Source organism: Mycobacterium intermedium, from assembly GCF_002086275.1.
GTDB classification, from domain to species: domain Bacteria; phylum Actinomycetota; class Actinomycetes; order Mycobacteriales; family Mycobacteriaceae; genus Mycobacterium; species Mycobacterium intermedium.
Genome location: NZ_MVHT01000105.1, coordinates 1 through 20,408, shown reverse-complemented (window position 1 = coordinate 20,408; position 20,408 = coordinate 1). Strand labels below are relative to the sequence as shown.

The window sequence follows — 20,408 nt, the reverse complement described above, 5'->3', positions numbered from 1 at the left end:
CTGGAAAACACCCGCCGAAGCCCTCGACGAACTACTGTCAAACCCGCCCACCGTTGCATCGACCGCTTGAAACCGCCGTCCGGAGGCGGTACTTAAGGCCCACACTCGACGCGCGAAACACGGCCGCCGGGGCTAGCCGGAAGGCGCAGGCGCGGCGTGGACGTCGCGGTCCAGCGCGGCGTCCACCGCCTCGTCGTCGGGCAGCCGGGGAGTACCGGCGATCGCGGCCTGCAACCACAGCTTGGCCTGCACCACCGGCCGCCGCAGGACGCGTTCGCGCTGCAGTGCGCGGCGCATCCTCTCCGGCCGGTTGGTGTAGCGCCACCGCGCCCACGGCGCATGCGGCCGCGACAACCGGATCGCCCCGACCACCAACAACACCACCAGGAACATCCCCAGCAGGCCGGTCCACACCTTGCCCTTCAACAGCACGATCACCGCCAGCGGCAGCGTCAACACCACCCCCACCACCACGGTGGTGTGCAGCAGCACCCAGTCGTGGTTGTGCCGGATCGGCAGGAAGAACATGAGCGGGTGCAGGCCCATGATCAGCAGTCCTGCCACCGCCGCGGCGGCGAACACCGCGTCCACCGAGGTGCGGCCGTCTTCCTCCCAGTAAACGTCCGAAAGATGCAGGATCAACGCATACTCATCGAGCACCAGCGCGGCCCCAATGCCGAAAAGAGTCGCTGCCAAAGTGATTTCGAGCGGTTGCCCGTCCATCGAAAGCGTCACCAACGAAAGCCCGGCGATCATCACCAAGATGACGCCGAACGTCACATGGTGCAGGTGAACCGACCCGATGTGCAGGTTGCGCGGCTGCCACCAGCGAGCCGGAGGCCCACCCCGTTCCGCGCGACGGCGGATGACACGCACGCAAGTACGGGTAACGAAGAAGGTCAGGATGAAAGCGACCAGGCAACACAACAGGGGAAGGCGCCCACGGTCGACGATGTCATGCTGCAACCAGCGGAGCACGTTACGAACATAGGCCCGCACCCCTTGAACTGGACGAAGCCGCGCTGTGCGGCGCAACACATGCCCAATACCGATTAGGCTGTGTTCCGAAATGAGTAAATGGCGCTCGCCCGAAGTGGGCAGTCGACTCGGGCGGGTTCTGCTATGGAGCCTGCTCTGGTTGGTGGCCGGCTGGGCACTGAGCAGGCTGCTCCGCGACCTGTTCGTGAACCCCGCCTACCGCATCGACATCGACGTGTACCAGATGGGCGCCCAGGCCTGGCTAGACGGGCGTCCGCTGTACGACGGTGTGTTGTTCCACACACCGATCGTGGACTTGCCGTTCACCTATCCCCCGCTGGCGGCGGTGTTCTTCAGCCCGTTCGCCTGGTTGAAGATGCCCGCCGCGGGCGCGGTGATCACCGCGTTGACGCTGGTGGTGCTGATCGTGTCGACAACGGTGGTGCTGACCCGCCTGGACATCTGGTCTCAGTCGAAGGTGTTGTCCGGCCCGGCGTGGCTGCGCCGGGTGTGGCTCGCGGTGATGATCGTGGTCCCGGCATCGATCTACCTCGAGCCGCTCAACTCCAACTTCGCTTACGGCCAGATCAACGCCATCCTGATGACCCTGGTCATCATCGACACCTTTCCCCGGCACACGCCGTGGCCACGCGGGTTGGCGCTGGGCATCGGCATTGCGCTGAAGCTGACGCCGGCCGTGTTTCTCCTCTACTTCCTGCTGCGGCGCGACAACCGCGCGGCACTTACCGCATTGGCGACGTTCGTCGGCGCGACGCTGGTGGGTTTCGTCCTGGCCTGGCGCGATTCCTGGTCGTACTGGACGCATACCCTGCACCACACCGACCGGATCGGCGAGGCCGCGCTCAACACCGACCAGAACATCGCCGGAGCCCTGGCCCGGCTGGGACTCGACGAACACGAACGCTTCCCGCTGTGGGTGCTCGCCTGCGTGCTCGTGCTGGCCGTGACGATCTGGGCGATGCGACGCGTGCTCAAGGCCGACGAACCGATGCTGGCTGTGATTTGCGTCGCCCTGTTCGGGTTGGTCGTTTCGCCGGTGTCGTGGTCGCACCACTGGGTATGGCTGCTGCCTGCGGTGTTGGTGATGGGAACGGTGGCCTGGCGTCGCCGCAACGTGGCGCTGGGGGTGCTCGCCCTGGCCGGGGTGGCGCTGACCCACTGGACGCCCATCGACCTCATGCCCAAGCACCACGAACTGACCGCGTCGTGGTGGCGGCAACTCCTCGGCATGTCCTACGTGTGGTGGGCCCTAGCCGTCATCATCGCTGCCGGAGCCACCGTCACCGCCCACGTCACGGCGCAACGCTCAAGCACGCCCGAGAAGCTGACGCCCGTACCCGCAGCCGGCTGACGAACCCGTCGGCCGAATTAGCTCGAATTAGCTCGCGGCCGTCTCAGGGATCCGCGTGATGTCTTTTGGGCCGCCGCCGTCCTTGATGGTCGCGGCGTAGATGTCGACGTATTCCTGACCCGAGAGCTGCATCAGCTCGTACATCACCTCGTCGATCACCGCGCGCTCGATGAAGTGGTTGCCGGCCAGGCCTTCAAACCGAGAGAAGTCCATCGGCTTGCCGAACCGAACGGTGACCCGGCCGAACCGCAACATCTTCTTGCCGGGCGGGTTGACCTTGTTGGTACCGATCATCGCGACCGGAATCACTGGCACCCCCGTCTGCAGGGCGAGCCGGGCCAGGCCCGTCTTGCCCTTGTAGAGCCGCCCGTCAGGCGACCGGGTGCCTTCGGGGTACATGCCCAATAACCGGCCCTGACTCAGCAATCCCTGTGCGGTGTCCAGCGCGGATTGCGCCGCATCGGCGTCGGTGCGGTCGATGGGCACCTGCCCGGACACGGTGTAGAACCACCGGTTGATCCAGCCCTTGATGCCGGTGCCGGTGAAGTACTCCGCTTTCGCCAGGAACCAAATGCGCCGACGCACCACCAGGGGCAGGTAGAAGCTGTCCGCCACCGCGAGGTGGTTACTGGCGAGGATGGCCGGCCCGGAGGACGGAATGTGTTCTAAGCCTTCAACTTTCGGCCTTCCGAGCAGCTTGAAGAGCGGGCCCATGAAGATGTACTTAAAAAGGTAGTACCACATGTCTCCCTCTCCCCCGCCCGCACCGACCGGTGTCTGCGCCAACTGTACCCATCCGGGCTGGCAGCGACCACCTGCGGTTGGCCGACACTCATTCCTGAATAGTCACCGGTATGGGCTGGTAGTGCGATTTCGAGCCGCCGTTGGCACCGTTCGGGGTGGGCTGCGACCCGGTTGCGCTCTCCGGCCCCGGCTCGGTGCCCTCGTGCGAGCTCGGCGCGTCGTCCAGCAGCGATTCCGCCGATCGATTGATGTCGTCGACCATGGAGCGGAGCACGTCCATCAACGCCACGCTGTGGTCTGCGACGACGGTGAGCAGCGGGTGCTGTTCGCCGGACAACAGCGCCGCGACGGCGCATACCGGGCACCACACCTGCTGGCACTTACCCACGCCGGCGCTGGACGCCACCGCCGCAGCAGCCCGCACCGCAGGGTCGAGTCCAGCGAGCACGGACTGCGCCAACTTGCGCAGTTCCGGACCTAGATCGGTATGCCTTGTCACTTTGGCCATACCTCCGGATTCGGTCGAAAACGAACTGTCAGTTCCGTACCCCGGAGCCGCGCGTCCAGCACCGTACACCGTCGTAGTACCGAAGCCAACCGGACCCGACGCCGTACGCCGCCGGCACTGATCACGAGATCGTCCTCGGATCTGCCCAGGGTGAGCGAAGCGGGGTCGAGCTGTGGCAGCTCCAAACGCAACCGGTATACCGACTCCAGCCCCGAACCCGATTCCAAGTCCACAATAGGGCGCAATGGGCCCGGCGGCGCGTCACCGCGACGGCGACGCGCACTGTCGAGCAAGCCGGCCAGCGCCTTCGGACCGATCGGCTCGCCTGCCAGGTGCGGCACCAACACCAGTTCCACGTCGCCGATGGTGGCGTCGAGTTCCTCTAAGACGGCGCGTTGTTCGGAGATGCGTTCGGCGTACCAGTAGAACGCGGGGTGGTCGGGCAGGCTGTGGTACTCGTAAGCCTCGTCGCGCACGAGGACCTGGTTGACCAGCAATTCCTCGACGCGCACGCCCATCAGCGCCAACGAACCCAGCGTCCGGGCGGCCTCGGCGGCGACCACCCGCTCGGGTGTGAGCACTAGATGCGCACCGACCACAGCGCCGTCGGTCAGGACCGCGCTGAGCCGCTCAACGGCGGCGCTGGTGCGCTCGAGCAGATCTACCACCGCGGCCGATCGGGGATCGTCGATGCTGAGCCTGCGATGGCGCGGCCATGCGCGTTCCACATACAGCCCAAAGGTGGCCGGCAGGGTCAACATTCGCAGTGCGTCGGCCGTTGACGCGCAATCGACCACGATGCGGTCCCATCGTCCGGCCGCCGCGAGTTCGGCCACCGCGTGCAGGCCGAGGACTTCTTGAATGCCGGGCAAAGTCGAAAGTTCTTCGGGCGCAATGGTGCCCAAGTCGGACTCAGGGAAGCGCCGATCGAGGGCGTCGACCACGCCGCGCCACCGGTCCTCCAGCAGCGCCAGAGTGTCCAGGGCCAACGCGTCGAGAGACCCGCCGGTACCCGCCTCTCCGGTGTCCAGGTCGACCAGGACGCGAACGGGTTCGCCGTGACCGGTCGGGGGCACCGGGACTCCCAGCACATCGCCCAGCGAGTGCGCCTGGTCGGTAGACACCAGCAGCACGCGCTGGCCGGCGCTGGCATCACAGACCGCCGTGGCCGATGCCAGCGTGGACTTCCCTACCCCGCCTTTGCCGACAAAGAGACTGATCCGGGCCGGGGTCGACGCAGCGGAATCGCTCAGCCCTCGACTCGTTTCTTCAGATCCTTCAGGGCGGCGTCGATCAACCTCTTTTCCGCCTTGCGCTTGAGCATGCCGATCATCGGGATGGCCAGGTCGATCGCGAGTTGATAGGTGACGTCAGTGCCAGAACCCTTTGGCGCCAGGATGTACGAACCTTCAAGAGACTTCAGTAGCGAGCTGGATTCCAGCGTCCAGCTCAACGACTGGCGATCGGCTGGCCACTCGTAATTCATGATCAGGGTGTCTTTGAAGATGCCCGCGTCCATCACCATCCGAGCCTTCTTCGGGTACCCCTCGTCGTCGGCCTCGAGGACCTCGACTTCCTTGTACTCCGAAATCCATTGCGGGTAGGACTCGATGTCGGCGATCGCCTTCATCACCTCGCCTGGATCCGCGCCGATGTGGATCGTCTGTTGCGTTTTCTCCGCCACCTAGCTAGTCCCTTTCCGATTCTGTTCCCGCACAGCGGGTCGACCCGGCCATCTGCAGGAGCGCCCCAGACTCCCGGCAGAAACGCTACTCCACTCTCGCCGTCCTGAACCCCTACTTGACCCGGCTAAGCTACCGGAGAGACACCGATCGGACGCGACGCTTCCAGGGCCGTTTTCACCTCGAACGCCATATTCTTTCCGGCCACTCGGCGACGGTGCGTCATCTTCGCCAGATTCAGCTTGGCGAGCTGCCACGCCGCCACGCCGGAGGGTTCGGCGTGCAGGAAATAGTGCAGCACGACACCGTCCAGGGAAGGCTCTAGCCAGATCTCCATGGTGCCGGTCAGGGCGCCGGTGACCGCCCACCTGATGCCCTTCTCGGCACGGTCCTCGGTGACTTGAAGTCGCAGATCGGGCCACCACCGGTTCCACTTCGACCGGTCGGCGATCGCGGCTCCTACCCGCGCTCCGTCGGCGGCGATGTATGTCTCGTCAGCAATCTGGATGCTGTTCATTGCCCCAGCTTCACATATTGACCCAGCCGCCGTGGCGCTACCCCGCGCTATCGAATCGTCCCGTTGACCAGCCGTGCCACGCTGGGCAATGTCACGATTAGGCTGGACAGCAGCAAGTAAGCCGCAACATCGTCAAGCAACGTCAAGCGAGGTCCCAAGAGTGCGCCAGTACAGTGTTCCCGCCCGCTTCACCATCGACGAGCACGACAATGTCGCGGCGACGGTGTACCAACATGAGCGCGACGATCCCGACTACCCCATCTACCAACGCCTGGTCGACGGCGTGTGGACCGACGTCACTTGCGTCGAAGCCGCCAGCCAGATTCGCTCTGCCGCATTGGGTTTGATCGCCATGGGGGTGCAGGCCGGTGACCGCGTCTCCATCTTCTCCGCCACCCGGTACGAGTGGACCATCCTCGACCTCGCGATTTTGTCGGTCGGGGCCGTCACGGTGCCGATCTACGAGACGTCGTCGGCCGAGCAAGTGCGCTGGGTGCTGCAGGACTCCGGGGCCGTGTTGGCGTTCGCCGAGACCGATACGCACGCATCGATCGTCACTGAACTCACCGGTGAACTGCCGGACTTGCGCCGGGTGCTGCACATCGACGGTTCCGGCCCGAAGGCGCTGGATCAGCTCGCCGAGGAGGCCCAGTCGGTGGAACCAGCTGAGCTGACCGCCCGACTCGAGGCGTTGCGCGCCGACGACCCGGCCACGCTCATCTACACCTCGGGCACCACGGGTCGCCCCAAGGGCTGCCAGCTCACCCACTCCAATCTCCTCCACGAGATTCGCGGGGTGCAAGAGGTCCTTCCGACGTTGATGACCAAGGGGCAACGGCTGCTGGTCTTCTTGCCGCTGGCGCACGTGCTGGCTCGGGCAGTGGCCCTGTGCGCGTTCGCCAACAAGGGGACCGTCGGCTTCACCAGCGACATCAAGAACCTGCTGCCGCTATTCGCCCAGTTCAAGCCGACCTTGGTGGTGTCGGTGCCGCGGGTCTTCGAGAAGGTGTACAACACCGCCGAGCAAAACGCCATCGACGGCGGCAAGGGGGCGATCTTCCATGCCGCAGCGAAGACCGCCGTCGACTGGAGCCGCGCCCTCGACGATGGCAAACCGGGGCTGTGGTTGCGCGCCAAACACGCGGTGTTCGACCGGTTGGTGTATCAGAAGCTGCGCGACGCGTTGGGCGGCGACTGCATCGCCGCCATCTCCGGTGGTGCGCCGCTGGGTGCCCGGTTGGGCCACTTCTACCGCGGCGTTGGCGTGACGATCTACGAAGGCTATGGCCTGACGGAGACCAGCGCGGCGATCGCAGTCAACCAGATCGACAAGCTGAAGATCGGGACCGTCGGCAGCCTGCTGCCCGGGAACAGCCTGAAGATCGCCGAAGACAAAGAACTGCTGGTACGCGGCGGCGTGGTGTTCCACGGCTATTGGAAAAACGAGAAGGCCACCGAGGAGGCGTTTACCGACGGCTGGTTCCACACGGGTGACCTCGGTTCGGTCGACGAGGATGGCTTCCTGACCATCACGGGCCGCAAGAAGGAACTCATCGTCACCGCGGGAGGCAAGAACGTCGCCCCGGCCGTGCTGGAGGACCAGTTGCGCTCGCACCCACTGATCAGCCAGGCGATGGTGGTCGGGGACAACAAGCCGTTCATCGGCGCCCTGATCACCATCGATCCCGAGGCGTTCGAGGGCTGGAAGCACCGGCACCACAAGGCGGCCGACGATACGGTGGGTGATCTGAAAACCGACCCGGATCTGCTCGCCGAGGTGGAGCACGCCGTCAAGGAAGCCAACCAGCTGGTTTCCAACGCCGAGGCGATCAAGAAGTTCCGCGTCCTGCCGGTCGACTTCACCGAGGACACCGGGGAGTTGACGCCCACCTTGAAGGTCAAGCGCAACGTGGTGGCCGAGAAGTTCGCCTCGGAGATCGAAGCGATCTACAGCAAGGAGTAGTAGGCGGCGCCCCGGCGCCCACAGTGTCGTCGCCGAACGTGGGGGCTATGGCCCCCACCCGAAAATTGCCGGGCCACAGGGCCCACACTCGAGCACGCAAACGCGCCCGAAGCGCGCTAGGCGCGCAATAGCTCGGCCAGTCGGGCGGTCAGTCCGTCCCAGCGCCACTCCGCGGTCACCCATGCGCGCCCGGCGGCTCCCATCGCGGCCGCGCGGTCGCGGTCGGTCAGCAGTTCGATCACCGCGTCGGCAACCTGGTCCACCGAGGTGCCGTCGACCACCAAACCGGTTTTGTTGTGTTGCACCGCTTCTGGCGCTCCCCCGGACTTTCCGGCGATCACCGGCACCCCGGTCGCGGAGGCCTCCAGATACACGATGCCCAAACCTTCGACGTCCATTCCGGAGCCGCGGGTACGGCAGGGCATCGCAAAGACGTCGGCCAGGGCGTGGTGGGCCGGAAGCTCGTCGCCGGGCACCCCGCCGGTGAAGGTCACGTGCTCGGTCACGCCGCAGTCCTGCGCCAGCTTGCGCAACGTGTCCAGATACGGGCCGCCCCCGACGATCACCAGGGCCGCTCCATCGACTCGGCGACGAATCGACGGAAGCGCCTTGATCAGCACGTCCTGACCCTTGCGCGGCACCAACCGCGACAGGCACACGACCGTCGGCCGCTCGCCCAATCCGTAGCGCTTACGCAGTTCCGCCCGGGCGGCGGGATCCGGCCGGAACCTGTCGCTGTCCACTCCGGGTGGCAGGTATTCCAGTGCTGCCTTAGGTCCGAAGGCCGGCGCGAACCGCGACCGGGTATAGCGGCTGACGAACGTGACCACGTCGGTGCTGTCGCCGATCCGGCGCAGCACCGAGCGCGCTACCGGAAGCATCGACCAGCCCACCTCGTGGCCGTGGGTGCTGGCGAGCACCCGGGTCGCGCCGGCCTGGCGGGCGCGCGGCGCCAGCAAGGCCAGGGGCGCGGCGGCACCGAACCAGACCGTGTCAATGTCGTGTTCGGCGATCAGGCGGCGCATCCGCGCGTCCACGGTAGGAACGGGCAGCATCAGCGTGGTGGGATGGCGCACCACGTGGTAGCCGGCTTCCCGGGCGTCACGGTCGAACTCGTCGGCGCCCTTCCACCGCGGCGCGTACACCGTCACCGTGTGCGAACCGGCGTCCACCAGGCGGCTGACGAATTCTCCGAGGTAAGACTGGATGCCGCCACGTCGTGGCGGAAAGTCGTTGGAGACCAGCAGCACTCGGCTCATTTGTGCCGAGCAGACGCAAAATCTCCCAAAACCGCGGCGTGTTGGAGGATTTTGTGTCTGCTCACGCTAGAGAGGCTAGCGTCCCAGCCATTCGCGCCAACGCTCGAGGACTTCGTCGGCTCCGATACCGAGTACGGAACGCAGCGCGGGCGGCAGGTCGGTGTGGCCCACGCCGCACGCCGCCAGGTAGAGCCCACGCAACTTGTCTGGCCCGTAAACATCGGCGACGAACCGCGCAAACAGCCAGGAGCGGTCGTAGGCCAAGGAGCGCTGCTCCCCTGGTGTGTCCAGGTCGGCGTCCGACGGCAGCGCCATCGTCGACCGCACGACACCGGCGGGCACCTGTTCGACCGGGCGGGCCACGAAGTCGGCGACCCCTTCGGTCAGCCAGCGCGGCGCGTCCAGGGCGGTGTCGGCCCGTGCGGCGTAGTGAAAAAGCTCATGCCGCAGCACTATTCGTAACGCACCCGCGTGCATGCGGCCGGCCTCCGGGGCGAACATGATGCGTTGACCCGCCACCCGGCGGCTGACGGGATCGACGCTCTCGACGAGGGTCACCGCCGCGATGTCCTCCCACTGCGAGGCCGGGCCGCCGGCAGCCGACAGAAACTGGTCTCGGGTGCCGGCCGCCACCACCACGACGTCGCGCGACCAATCGGGGCCCCAGAACGCCACTACGGCGTCGATCGCGGCACCGATGTCGGCCGCGATGCGCGACAGCAGATGATCGGCAGCCGGACCGCCGAGGCTGTGCAGGTGAACGGTGCGATCGCCAACAGTCACTACCGCCGGCGGGACGTCGGCGTGCGGCGCGGCCGACGGTGCGGCGGGCACGTCGCGCGCCGGGAATGCGAACACGGCCACAGTGACTACCAACTCAGCGGCAAACACACCCGCCAGCAGTAACCGAAACCACTTGCGCTGCCGGGAAATCCGCCAGGCTCGACCGTCAGCGACCGCCGTCAGTAGCGGCGGGCGTCGTAAATCGGGCCGGACGACTCCATCGGCACGACGGCCACCGGCACACCGTAGGTGGAGGCGTGGACCATCAGGCCGTCACCGATGTAGATGCCCGCGTGGGAGGCATCCGAGTAGAAGGTCAACACGTCACCAGGCTGCAGGTCCGACAACGCCACCGGGGTACCGCCGTGGGCTTGTGCCTGGCTGGAGTGCGGCAGTGAAATGCCAGCCTGCTGGTAGGCCCACATCACCAATCCGGAGCAGTCGAATCCGCCGGGTGCGGCGCCACCCCACGTGTAGGGCGTACCTACCTGCGTAAGCGCTGCCTGAACCACGACGTTACGGTCGGCGCCACCGCCGCCGCCACCACCGGGCAGCCACGGCAACGCGCCAGCGGGCTGCGGAGGCTGGCCGGGAGCCAACGCCTCGGGGGGCGCGCCGGGGCCACCCGGCGCTCCGGGCGCCAACGCCTCGGGGGCCGGGACCGTAAGTCCCGCCGGGACCGCGCCCGGGTTGGCGAGCGCCTCGCGCTGGGAAGGTGTCAGAGCTTCGTATTGCGACTTGACCACGGCAATCTGGCTCTGCAGCTGACTTTGCTTGTGCTGCAGGCTCGCTCGCACCGCCGCGGCTTGTTCGGCAGCGGACTTGGCGTCCGCGGCCGACTTGGCCGACGCCTGCTCGGCCTTGGTTGCCTGCTCGTTGGCGGCCCGGTAGGCGGCCATCTGCTCGGTCATCTGACCCGCCATCACGCGCTGCACCGACAGCCTGTCGATGAGCATTTGCGGCGCGTCAGCCGTCAAGATGGCATTCATCGCGTCGGTGCGGCCGCCCATGTACGCGGTGACAGCGGCCTTGTTGACGGCAGCTTGGAAGGTGACCAAGCGAGCCTTCGCGGCTTCTGCCCTGGCCTGGTCTTCATCGTGCTTCTTCTCCGCCGCCTGCAGGGCCGCCAGCTTGGCATTCAGATCGAGTTGGGCGCTGTGCATCGCCTCGGTGGTCTGCTCGGCTTGCCGAGACAGATCGTTGAGCCTTGCCAGCGCCTCGTCGGCGGGATCAGCCATCGCAGTTCCGGCCAGTACGCCGGACAACACGACGAAGCTCGCTAGCAAACCGATGGACGATCTCTTGAAAAAGAGCGCAATCGAGTACCGAAGGTCGAGCTTCAAAATTTTGCTTCCTTAAACTGCCATCAACGCTTTGCGTCGAGCGGGTTTAGGTCTCAAACAGGTTACGAAACGATATCGGCGTTTGTCCAAAGGGGGAGATTAAGAAAATGGACAGAAAACTGTCATTTTCGTGTGGGCGGCCGGACACTCGACTATGAGCTCCGGTTGGTCGGTCACGCAAAGACCTTACGCCACACCGGATCCGCGGGCACGCCGCAGGGGTACGAGTCGCAATTTCGGTGCCAATCCGGCCTCGGCAAGAACCTCTAGCGCTGTGCGTTCGTCGTAGGAAAGGGTTTCCGGAACCCCAAGCAACACGCTGACAACACAATCACGACAACCGGGGCCGCGCACCGCGCAATCGTCGCAATCGATGACAACGGTTCCCCTGGATGCCACATCTTCACCATTCTCGGATCCGCTGCTTATTGCCACTGTGGTCGGTCCTTTCCGTCTGCTCTGAGGAGCATTTGACAAGCGCAAGTCGGGCTTGTGCCGAACGCTAGCGGGCACCACCGACATCTCCGCGAGCTCCGTGTTGGCGCTTGCCGGCGGCCTGCGGCGTGGGAACCGTCCGATGTCGGTGCGGGTGCCTAACGTCCCACCCATGGAGGTCGCCGGTGGAACTCAACTGAGTTTTCCCGGGCTCGATGCGGTCGACGAGATTTCGCTGCGTGAAACCACCTTCGTCGTGGTCGATCTGGAGACCACCGGCGGGCGCACCGCGGAGACCGCCACGGCTCCCGCCGACGCCATCACCGAGATCGGCGCGGTCAAGGTGCGCGGCGGCGCGGTCCTCGGCGAGTTCGCCACCCTGGTCGACCCGCAGCGCAGTATCCCGCCCCAAATCGTCCAACTGACCGGCATCACCACCGCGATGCTGGTCGACGCCCCCACCATCGACGCCGTGCTGCCGATGTTTCTGGAGTTTGCCGGCGACGCGGTCCTGGTCGCCCACAATGCCGGATTCGACATCGGTTTTCTGCGTGCGGCCGCGCAGCGGTGCGACATCCCGTGGCCGCGGCCGAAGGTCCTGTGCACCGTCCGCCTGGCGCGCCGGGTGCTGAGCCGGGAAGAGGCACCCAGCGTGCGACTGGCCGCCCTTTCTCGCCTCTTCGCCGTCGCCACCCAGCCCACCCACCGCGCCCTCGACGACGCCCGAGCCACCGTCGACGTGTTGCACGCCCTGATCGAACGGGTCGGCAACCAGGGCATCCACACCTACGCCGACTTGCGTGCATACCTGCCCGACGTGACGCCGGCCCAGCGCCGTAAGCGAGTGCTCGCCGAAGGCCTGCCCCGCCGGCCGGGTGTCTACCTGTTCCGCGGTCCCTCCGGAGAAGTGCTCTATGTCGGGACCGCGGTCGACCTGCGCCGCCGGGTGAGTCAGTACTTCAACGGCGCCGATCCGCGCGGCCGGATGAAGGAGATGGTCGGTCTGGCCGAAACGGTCGACCATGTCGAATGCGCTCACTCGCTGGAGGCCGGGGTGCGCGAGCTGAGACTGCTGGCCGCCCACGCCCCGCCTTACAACCGCAGGTCGCGGTTCCCGCACCGTTGGTGGTGGGTGACGCTGACCGATGAGGCATTCCCGCGCTTCTCCGTCGTCCGCAGCCCGAATCACGACCGCGTCATCGGCCCGTTCCGGTCTCGTGCCGACGCCGCCGACACGGCCACGCTGCTGGCCAGGTTCACCGGGCTGCGGACCTGCACCCGGCGCCTGGCGCGCTCGGCCGTGCATGGTCCGGCCTGCCCCGAAGTGGAAGTGTCGCCCTGCCCCGCCGCGCGCGGGGTGACGGCAGCGCAATACGCGGCGGCGGCAGAGCGCGCGGCGGCGTTGATCGACGGGCGGGACAACGCTGCGTTGGCCGCCGCCGTGCAGCAAGTCACGGCGCTCGCCGAGCGCAGCCGCTACGAAAGCGCAGCCAGGTTGCGCGATCACGTCGCCACCGCGGTCGACGTGCTATGGCGGGGTCAACGGCTGCGCACGCTGACCCACCTGGCGGAGCTGGTCGCGGCGGCGCCCGACGGCGGCGGGGGTTGGCACTTCGCGGTCATCCGCCACGGCCAATTGGCGGCGGCCGGTTCCGCCCCGCGCGGCGTGCCGCCCATGCCGGTGGTCGACTCCATCGTGGCCGGCGCCCAGACCGTCCTGCCGTCGTCGGCGCCGCTGGGTGGCGCGCTGGTCGAAGAGACCGCGCTCATCGCACGCTGGCTGGCAGCGCCGGGCGTGCGCATCGTTCGGGTCGCTGGGGAAAGTACCGACGCCGGGTGGGCTTCGCCGATAGGGTCTGCGGGCGCCTGGGCGGGCTGGGCCGCGGCGGCGCGATCGGCGCGACTGGCCAGCGAACAAGCGCTCGACGCCTGGGGCACCCAATCAGAGCTGCTGGCTGAACCGCACCCATCGCGCGAGCAGTTGTTCGGCCGCCCCGCTGTCGATCGCCGCGGCGGCTTGTTGCAACCCGTCCTCCCACGCCGGCAACCATTCAGCGCGGCTGGATAACCCGGCGTGGGCCACCAGTGCGCCGGCGGCATTGAGCACCACCGCGTCTCGAACCGGCCCCTTGGCACCGGCGAGCACCTCGCGCGCCTGGGCCGCGTTGGCCTGTGCGTCGCCCCCACGCAGCTCGTCGAGCTCGGCGCGGGCGAACCCGAAGCCTGCGGGATCAAAAGTCAGCTTGTCCACGGTTCCCGCCTGCACCCGCCACATGGTGCTGGTCGTGGTGGTGGTCAGCTCGTCTAGCCCGTCGTCGCCGTGCACCACGAGCACGCTGGACCGGCGCGCAGCAAACACACCGGCCATCACTTCGGCCAGGTTGGCAAACGCGCAGCCGATCAGCCCGGCCGGCGGCCGCGCCGGGTTTGTCAGCGGCCCAAGGAGATTGAACACCGTCGGCACGCCGATCTCGCGACGCACGGCGGACGCATGCCGATAGGACGGGTGGAACTGCGGCGCGAAACAGAATCCGATGCCCACTTCGGCGAGGCTTCGGGCGACCTGGTCGGGTCCCAGGTCGATGCGCACCCCTAGCGCCTCGAGCATGTCGGCGCCGCCGGACAACGACGACGCCGCTCGGTTGCCGTGTTTGACCACCGGGACGCCGGCGGCCGCCACCACGAGCGAGGCCATCGTGGACAGATTGACCGTGTTGACGCCGTCCCCGCCGGTACCAACGATGTCGACGGTGTCGTCCCGGATCGCCCGCGCCGGCATCGGACGGGCATGCTTGAGCATCACGTCGGCGAGCTCGGTGACCTCCGCCGCGGTTGGGACCTTCATCTTCATCGCCACGGCGAAACCGGCGATCTGGGCCGGACTGGCGGCCCCGCTCATGATCTGGTCCATCGCCCAGGCGGCCTGTCCCCGGGCCAGGCTGTGGCCGTCGGTCAAACTGCTCAGCAGCAGTGGCCACGACACGGCGTCTTTCGCCGCCGAAGCCTCAGATGACACAGCCACGCGCCGATCGTCCCACGAAGACCACCCGCCCCACCAAGCGCACGCCACCTACCACGAACCCGACCGCGACCCGCCCACCGACGCGACACGAAAACCGGATTGCCCAAAATTCGTGACCCGGGTGGAGTTAAACAACTACAAAGCGTCATACTTGCGGATGTGACGACCGCTGTGGGGACCTCAGGTACCGCGATCACGTCCAGAGTGCATTCGCTGAATCGGCCGAACATGGTCAGTGTTGGCACCATAGTTTGGCTTTCGAGCGAGCTGATGTTCTTTGCTGGCCTGTTCGCTTTCTACTTCACTGCACGCGCTCAGGCCGACGGGCACTGGCCGCCGCCGCCGACCGAGCTGAATCTGTACCAGGCTGTGCCGGTGACGCTGGTGCTCATCGCCTCTTCGTTCACCTGCCAGATGGGCGTCTTCGCCGCTGAGCGCGGCGACGTCTTCGGCTTGCGCCGCTGGTACGTGATCACCTTCCTGATGGGCCTGTTCTTCATCATCGGGCAGGGCTACGAGTACTTCCACCTGGCAACGCACGGGACCACCATCCCGGGCAGCGCGTACGGCAGCGTGTTCTATCTGGCCACCGGCTTCCACGGGCTACACGTGACCGGCGGCCTCATCGCGTTCATCTTCTTGCTGGTCCGAACCGCGATGACCAAGTTCACGCCCGCGCAAGCCACGGCCAGCATCGTCGTTTCGTACTACTGGCATTTCGTGGACATCGTCTGGATCGCGCTATTCACCGTCATCTATTTCATCCGTTGAGCAAGTCCGCGACGAAGAGGAGTGCTCGCTTGAAGAAAATCGGGTTGACCCGACCCGCCAACAAGAAGGCGATCTCGCGCCGACGTCTCCGACGTCGCTTATCGGGCGGGCTGCTGCTGCTGATCGCGCTGACCATCGCCGGTGGACTTGCGGCCGTGCTCACCCCCACGCCGCAGGTCGCCGTCGCCGATGAGTCAGACGAGGCGTTGATTCGTACTGGCAAACAGCTCTACGAGACCTCGTGCGTCTCCTGCCACGGCGCCAACCTGCAGGGCGTGCCCGACCACGGGCCCAGCCTGATCGGCGTCGGCGACGCGGCCGTCTACTTCCAGGTCTCGACGGGCCGCATGCCCGCCATGCGTGGCGAGGCTCAGGCGCCCCGTAAGGAGCCGATCTTCGACCAGCCGCAGATCGACGCGATCGGCGCCTACGTGCAGGCCAACGGCGGTGGACCCAGCGTGATCCGCGAAGCCGACGGCAGCCTCGCGATGCGCTCACTGCGCGGGAACGACCTGGGCCGCGGCGGCGACCTGTTCCGCCTCAACTGCGCCTCGTGCCACAACTTCACCGGCAAGGGTGGGGCGCTGTCGTCGGGCAAGTACGCGCCAGACCTCGGACCCGCCAATGAGCAGCAAATTCTGACCGCCATGCTGACCGGGCCACAGAACATGCCCAAGTTCTCCGACCGTCAGCTGTCACTGGAAGCCAAGAAGGACATCATCGCCTACGTGCGGAACTCCGCCGAGGAGCGTTCGCCGGGTGGCTACGGGTTGGGTGGATTCGGGCCCGCACCCGAAGGTATGGCGATTTGGATCATCGGGATGGTCGCAGCCATCGGGCTGGCATTGTGGATTGGGGCGCGGACATGAGCGACGGACCCAACGTTAAAGACGGCGCTAGCGGCGACGTCGGGTCTGACACTGACACCAACAAAAACCTTGGGGCTACCGGCGAACCGGATGAGGCCACCCTGGCCACGCTGTCCCGCGAGGAACTGCTCGAACTGGGCAGCAAGCTGGACGGCGTTCGGATCGCCTACAAGGAGCCACGCTGGCCTGCTTCCGAAACAGGAAAGGTCACCAAGGCCGAGAAGCGCGCCGAGCGCGGGGTGGCCCTGTGGCTGCTGGCAGGTGGCGGGTTCGGACTCGCGCTGTTCCTGATCTTCTTGTTCTGGCCGTGGCAGTACAAGTCCAAGGAAGAAGCGGGCAGCCTGTGGTACACGTTCGCCACGCCGCTCTATGGCTTCACCTTCGGCATGTCGATCTTGTGTATCGCCATCGGTGCCATCCTCTACCAGAAGCGCTTCATCCCCGAAGAGATCACGATCCAGGAGCGCCACGACGGCGCCTCGCGCGAGATCGACCGAAAGACGGTCGTGGCGAACCTGACCGACGCTCTCGAGGGCTCGACGATTCGCCGCCGCAAGTTGGTCGGCCTCACCTTCGGACTGGGGTTGGGCGCGTTCGGTCTAGGCACCTTGGTGGCGTTCATCGGCGGCCTGGTCAAGAACCCGTGGAAGCCGGTCGTCGACACCGCCGAGGGCAAGAAGGCGGTGTTGTGGACGTCGGGTTGGACCCCGCGCGTCAAGGGCGAGACCATCTACCTGGCCCGGGCCACCGGGGCCCACGACGGTCCCCCGTTCGTCAAACTGCGCCCCGAGGACATCGACGCCGGCGGCATGGAGACCGTCTTCCCGTGGCGTGAGTCCGACGGAGACGGCACCACGGTCGAGTCGCGCGAGAAGCTGAACGAGATCGCGATGGGTATCCGCAATCCGGTGATGCTCATCCGGATCAAACCCAACGACATGAGCCGGGTGGTCAAACGCCAGGGCCAGGAAGGCTTCAACTTCGGCGAGTTCTTCGCCTACACGAAGGTCTGCTCCCACTTGGGCTGCCCCTCGTCGCTGTACGAACAGCAGTCCTACCGGATCCTGTGCCCCTGCCACCAGTCGCAGTTCGACGCCCTGCACTTCGCCAAGCCGATCTTCGGCCCGGCGGCGCGCGCCTTGGCGCAACTTCCCATCACAATCGACACCGAGGGGTATTTCGTCGCCAACGGTGACTTCATCGAGCCCGTCGGACCAGCATTTTGGGAGCGCACAACAACATGAGTCCGAAATTCAGCCCTCCAAAAATCGGTGATGTCCTGGCCCGCCAAGGCAATGACATAGACAGCCGCTACCACCCGTCCGCGGCTGTTCGTCGCCAACTCAACAAGGTTTTCCCCACCCACTGGTCGTTCCTGCTGGGCGAGATCGCGCTCTACAGCTTCATCGTCCTGCTGATCACCGGGGTCTACCTCACGCTGTTCTTCGACCCGTCGATGGTCGAGGTCACCTACAACGGCGTCTACCAGCCGCTGCGGGGTGTGGAGATGTCGCGTGCCTACGAGTCCGCGCTGAACATCTCCTTCGAAATCCGCGGCGGGTTGTTCGTGCGGCAGATCCACCACTGGGCGGCGCTGATGTTCGCGGCCTCGATCATGGTGCACCTGGCGCGGATCTTCTTCACCGGAGCTTTCCGACGCCCGCGCGAGGCCAACTGGGTGATCGGTTCGCTGCTGCTGATCCTGGCCATGTTCGAGGGTTACTTCGGTTATTCGCTGCCCGACGACCTGTTGTCGGGGCTGGGCCTGCGGGCCGCCCTGTCATCGATCACGCTGGGCATGCCGGTGATCGGAACCTGGCTGCACTGGGCGTTGTTCGGCGGTGACTTCCCCGGAACGATCCTGATCCCCCGCCTGTACGCACTGCACATCCTGTTGCTGCCCGGGATCATCCTGGCGCTGATCGGGGCGCACCTGGCGCTGGTGTGGTTCCAGAAGCACACCCAGTTCCCCGGCCCTGGACGCACTGAGCACAACGTCGTCGGCGTGCGGGTGATGCCCGTCTTCGCGGTCAAGTCCGGCGCCTTCTTCGCCGCCATCGTCGGCGTGCTGGGCCTGATGGGCGGCCTGCTGCAGATCAACCCGATCTGGAACCTGGGGCCCTACAAGCCATCACAGGTGTCGGCGGGCTCGCAGCCGGACTTCTACATGATGTGGACCGAGGGCTTGGCCCGTATCTGGCCGCCGTGGGAGTTCTACATCGGGCACCACACGATTCCTGCGGTGGTGTGGGTAGGCATAATCATGGGCCTGGTCTTCGGGCTGCTGATCGTCTACCCCTTCCTGGAGAAGCGGTTCAGTGGTGACAACGCGCACCACAACCTGCTACAGCGCCCACGGGACGCACCGGTCCGCACCTCCATCGGCGCGATGGCGATCAGCTTCTACATGCTGCTCACCCTGTGCGCCATGAACGACATCATCGCGTTCAAGTTCCACATCTCGCTGAACGCGACGACGTGGATCGGCCGGATCGGCATGGTCATCCTGCCGCCGATCGTCTACTTCGTCACGTATCGGTGGGCGGTGGGCCTGCAGCGCAGCGACCGCGAGGTGCTCGAGCACGGTGTGGAGACCGGCATCATCAAGCGGTTGCCACACGGCGCCTACATTGAGCTACACCAGCCGCTCGGGCCGGTCGACGAGCACGGCCACCCGATACCGCTGGAGTACCAGGGCGCCGCGCTGCCGAAGCGCATGAACAAGTTGGGCTCCGGTGGCTCGCCCGGGTCGGGCAGCTTCCTGTTCGCCGATCCCCCGGCCGAGGACGCAGCACTGCGCGAGGCGGCACACGCCTCCGAGCAGCGTGCCCTCACCGCCTTGCGCGAGCACCAGGAGAGCCTCAACGGTTCGACGAACGGCGAACACGGCCACTGATAGAAGACGGTCCCACCTGGGACCTGCAACGTAGCGTGACTTGCCGGCCCGATACGGGCCGGCAAGTTGCGTTTTAGGCGGACTGCAATTATGACCGCTCCAGGCCTGCGAGCCACAGCCCAGAAACCACGCTTTTGTCGGCCGACGGCACTGCCCGTGGCGTCCACCCCGAAGCCCGAACCCAGCGTGAGGCGTGTTCGACAGCGGTCAAAGGGGCGCTAGTGGACCTCGCGCACCCGACGTATCTGCCGTACGTAAAACCACTCGACAACGGGTAAGCCGGCAGTGACAACCCCGGCGGCCCCGTAGCTGAACCATGCGGCGCCATCGTGGCCGTCAGCCATGAGGTAGGTCGCCGTCGCGGCGGCGATCAAGGCTACCCCGGTGACGCCCGTCAGCGCGACGGCGCCGCGCAGCCAGATCCGGTCGACGGCCTCGCCGGACCACTCGGTGACCTCTGTGTACGCCTTGGCGGGCGACCGAAGCGCCGATTCGGCCAACGGTCGCGAACCGGCCCCGCCCGTCCGGACCGGCGTCCTGGACTCCACGCGGCCGATCAAGCTCTTCGATCGCACGATCGGCTCGGGCGCTGTTTCGCGGCGAGCCCGGATCAAGATCGGAATCGAGCCCGCGATGACCAGCGCCGAGATCGCGATGATCGTGTACAACACCCAACTCGTGTTCGAATCGCTCGACACCTTGTGCAAGCCGCGGCCCATATCCGCCAACGCAACACCGGCCGCGACGCTGACACCTACCAACACCAGCCAGACCGCGGCGCACGCGCCAATCAGAATGCGATCAATGAGATCGGGTGAAACGACCGGGTCCGGCCCACGGCGATACGCGGAATACCTACCTACCATCAGCAGCTCGTCTGCGGTGCGTCGGTGGAATTGGCGGACAGCACCGTTCCATCGCTGGTGATGATCGAGCAGTTGAGTCTGCTGACGCGGAAGAGGCTGGATGCCTCGACCGAGCCCACGTCGGACGTCGAGATCGGTGTGACCGTCATCGTCCAAGGAATGTAGACGTTGTGCTGCGTCCGGCGGCGGCCGGAGGCGTCCACGTAGGTGACCGAAATGATGTCCCCCGGTGCTTTGGTGCCGGTGACCGAGTAAGTGACCTGCCTCGGCCCGGTCGGGGTGGGAGCGGGCGGCGGTGCCACCGCTGGCGCGCTGGTCGGAGGTAGCGGTGCCGCCGCGGTGGTCGATGGCACCTGAGAAGTAGTCACCGGCACCAAAGCACCGGGGGACATCATTTCGG

General features: G+C 66.3%; 19 protein-coding genes and 1 pseudogene. 7 read left to right on the top strand and 13 right to left on the bottom strand.

What is annotated here, in order from left to right; all coding sequences use genetic code 11:
- Positions 1-132: 132 nt before the first annotated feature.
- The gene (locus BST27_RS26110; RefSeq protein WP_069420071.1) at positions 133-978 is read right to left on the bottom strand and encodes a hypothetical protein; all 846 of its coding nucleotides are present in this window, start codon (positions 976-978) and stop codon (positions 133-135) included.
- Between the two features lie 91 nt (positions 979-1,069).
- Here BST27_RS26110 and BST27_RS26105 point away from each other — a divergent pair, with 91 nt between their 5' ends.
- The gene (locus BST27_RS26105; RefSeq protein WP_069420070.1) at positions 1,070-2,350 is read left to right on the top strand and encodes a glycosyltransferase 87 family protein; all 1,281 of its coding nucleotides are present in this window, start codon (positions 1,070-1,072) and stop codon (positions 2,348-2,350) included.
- Positions 2,351-2,377: 27 nt separating this feature from the next.
- On the opposite strand, the gene BST27_RS26100 is transcribed toward BST27_RS26105, so the two are convergent.
- The 5 genes from BST27_RS26100 to BST27_RS26080 all read right to left on the bottom strand — a co-directional run bounded on the left by BST27_RS26100 (position 2,378) and on the right by BST27_RS26080 (position 5,801).
- Positions 2,378-3,094, bottom strand: a complete 717-nt coding sequence (locus BST27_RS26100; protein ID WP_069420069.1) for a lysophospholipid acyltransferase family protein — start codon at positions 3,092-3,094, stop codon at positions 2,378-2,380.
- A gap of 88 nt (positions 3,095-3,182) precedes the next feature.
- Positions 3,183-3,602, bottom strand: a complete 420-nt coding sequence (locus tag BST27_RS26095) for a hypothetical protein (protein WP_069420068.1) — start codon at positions 3,600-3,602, stop codon at positions 3,183-3,185.
- Positions 3,590-4,855, bottom strand: coding sequence for an ArsA family ATPase (locus BST27_RS26090; RefSeq protein WP_079220254.1), 1,266 nt, complete (start codon positions 4,853-4,855; stop codon positions 3,590-3,592). Before BST27_RS26090 ends, BST27_RS26095 begins: the two co-directional genes overlap by 13 nt.
- The gene (locus BST27_RS26085; protein WP_069420066.1) at positions 4,852-5,286 is read right to left on the bottom strand and encodes an SRPBCC family protein; all 435 of its coding nucleotides are present in this window, start codon (positions 5,284-5,286) and stop codon (positions 4,852-4,854) included. The genes BST27_RS26090 and BST27_RS26085 overlap by 4 nt, the downstream gene beginning before the upstream one ends.
- Positions 5,287-5,411: 125 nt before the next feature.
- Entirely contained in the window at positions 5,412-5,801 is a 390-nt protein-coding gene (locus BST27_RS26080; RefSeq protein ID WP_069420065.1) for a polyketide cyclase / dehydrase and lipid transport, read from the bottom strand.
- Positions 5,802-5,961: 160 nt separating this feature from the next.
- Between BST27_RS26080 and BST27_RS26075 the strand changes: the two genes are divergently transcribed.
- Positions 5,962-7,764, top strand: coding sequence for an AMP-dependent synthetase/ligase (locus tag BST27_RS26075; RefSeq protein WP_069420064.1), 1,803 nt, complete (start codon positions 5,962-5,964; stop codon positions 7,762-7,764).
- Positions 7,765-7,880: 116 nt separating this feature from the next.
- Here the strand turns inward: BST27_RS26075 and pimB are convergent, their stop codons facing one another.
- The 4 genes from pimB to BST27_RS26055 all read right to left on the bottom strand — a co-directional run bounded on the left by pimB (position 7,881) and on the right by BST27_RS26055 (position 11,584).
- On the bottom strand, positions 7,881-9,023 hold the full coding sequence (pimB, locus tag BST27_RS26070) for a GDP-mannose-dependent alpha-(1-6)-phosphatidylinositol monomannoside mannosyltransferase (protein ID WP_069420063.1): 1,143 nt from the start codon (positions 9,021-9,023) through the stop codon (positions 7,881-7,883).
- A gap of 75 nt (positions 9,024-9,098) precedes the next feature.
- Positions 9,099-9,914 (bottom strand): hypothetical protein, encoded by an 816-nt coding sequence (locus tag BST27_RS26065; RefSeq protein WP_372515469.1) that lies wholly within the window; start codon positions 9,912-9,914, stop codon positions 9,099-9,101.
- A gap of 71 nt (positions 9,915-9,985) precedes the next feature.
- Positions 9,986-11,149, bottom strand: a complete 1,164-nt coding sequence (gene ripC, locus BST27_RS26060; protein WP_069420061.1) for a peptidoglycan hydrolase RipC — start codon at positions 11,147-11,149, stop codon at positions 9,986-9,988.
- A gap of 186 nt (positions 11,150-11,335) precedes the next feature.
- Positions 11,336-11,584, bottom strand: coding sequence for a hypothetical protein (locus tag BST27_RS26055; RefSeq protein ID WP_079219619.1), 249 nt, complete (start codon positions 11,582-11,584; stop codon positions 11,336-11,338).
- Positions 11,585-11,726: 142 nt separating this feature from the next.
- Here BST27_RS26055 and BST27_RS26050 point away from each other — a divergent pair.
- Positions 11,727-13,589, top strand: a pseudogene (locus BST27_RS26050) (DEDD exonuclease domain-containing protein); the annotation flags it as partial.
- Here BST27_RS26050 and trpD read toward each other — a convergent pair.
- Entirely contained in the window at positions 13,527-14,606 is a 1,080-nt protein-coding gene (gene trpD, locus BST27_RS34095; RefSeq protein ID WP_232007315.1) for an anthranilate phosphoribosyltransferase, read from the bottom strand. The pseudogene BST27_RS26050 and the gene trpD overlap by 63 nt on opposite strands.
- A gap of 159 nt (positions 14,607-14,765) precedes the next feature.
- Here trpD and ctaE point away from each other — a divergent pair, with 159 nt between their 5' ends.
- The 4 genes from ctaE to qcrB are packed head-to-tail and all read left to right on the top strand — an operon-like array spanning position 14,766 to position 19,142.
- Positions 14,766-15,377, top strand: coding sequence for an aa3-type cytochrome oxidase subunit III (ctaE, locus tag BST27_RS26040; protein ID WP_069420060.1), 612 nt, complete (start codon positions 14,766-14,768; stop codon positions 15,375-15,377).
- A gap of 29 nt (positions 15,378-15,406) precedes the next feature.
- The gene (gene qcrC, locus BST27_RS26035) at positions 15,407-16,246 is read left to right on the top strand and encodes a cytochrome bc1 complex diheme cytochrome c subunit (RefSeq protein ID WP_069420059.1); all 840 of its coding nucleotides are present in this window, start codon (positions 15,407-15,409) and stop codon (positions 16,244-16,246) included.
- A complete protein-coding gene (qcrA, locus tag BST27_RS26030) occupies positions 16,243-17,490 on the top strand; it encodes a cytochrome bc1 complex Rieske iron-sulfur subunit (protein ID WP_069420077.1) in 1,248 nt (415 codons plus the stop codon). Before qcrC ends, qcrA begins: the two co-directional genes overlap by 4 nt.
- Entirely contained in the window at positions 17,487-19,142 is a 1,656-nt protein-coding gene (gene qcrB, locus BST27_RS26025; protein WP_069420058.1) for a cytochrome bc1 complex cytochrome b subunit, read from the top strand. Before qcrA ends, qcrB begins: the two co-directional genes overlap by 4 nt.
- Before the next feature lie 218 nt (positions 19,143-19,360).
- Here qcrB and BST27_RS26020 read toward each other — a convergent pair whose 3' ends face one another.
- Positions 19,361-20,008 carry a DUF2561 family protein gene (locus tag BST27_RS26020; protein WP_069420057.1) on the bottom strand — a complete coding sequence of 216 codons (648 nt, stop codon included), beginning with the start codon at positions 20,006-20,008 and terminating at the stop codon, positions 19,361-19,363.
- The coding region (locus tag BST27_RS26015) for an MmpS family transport accessory protein (RefSeq protein ID WP_249025723.1) at positions 20,008-20,408 on the bottom strand (401 nt) is incomplete at its 5' end. The genes BST27_RS26015 and BST27_RS26020, both read right to left, overlap by 1 nt.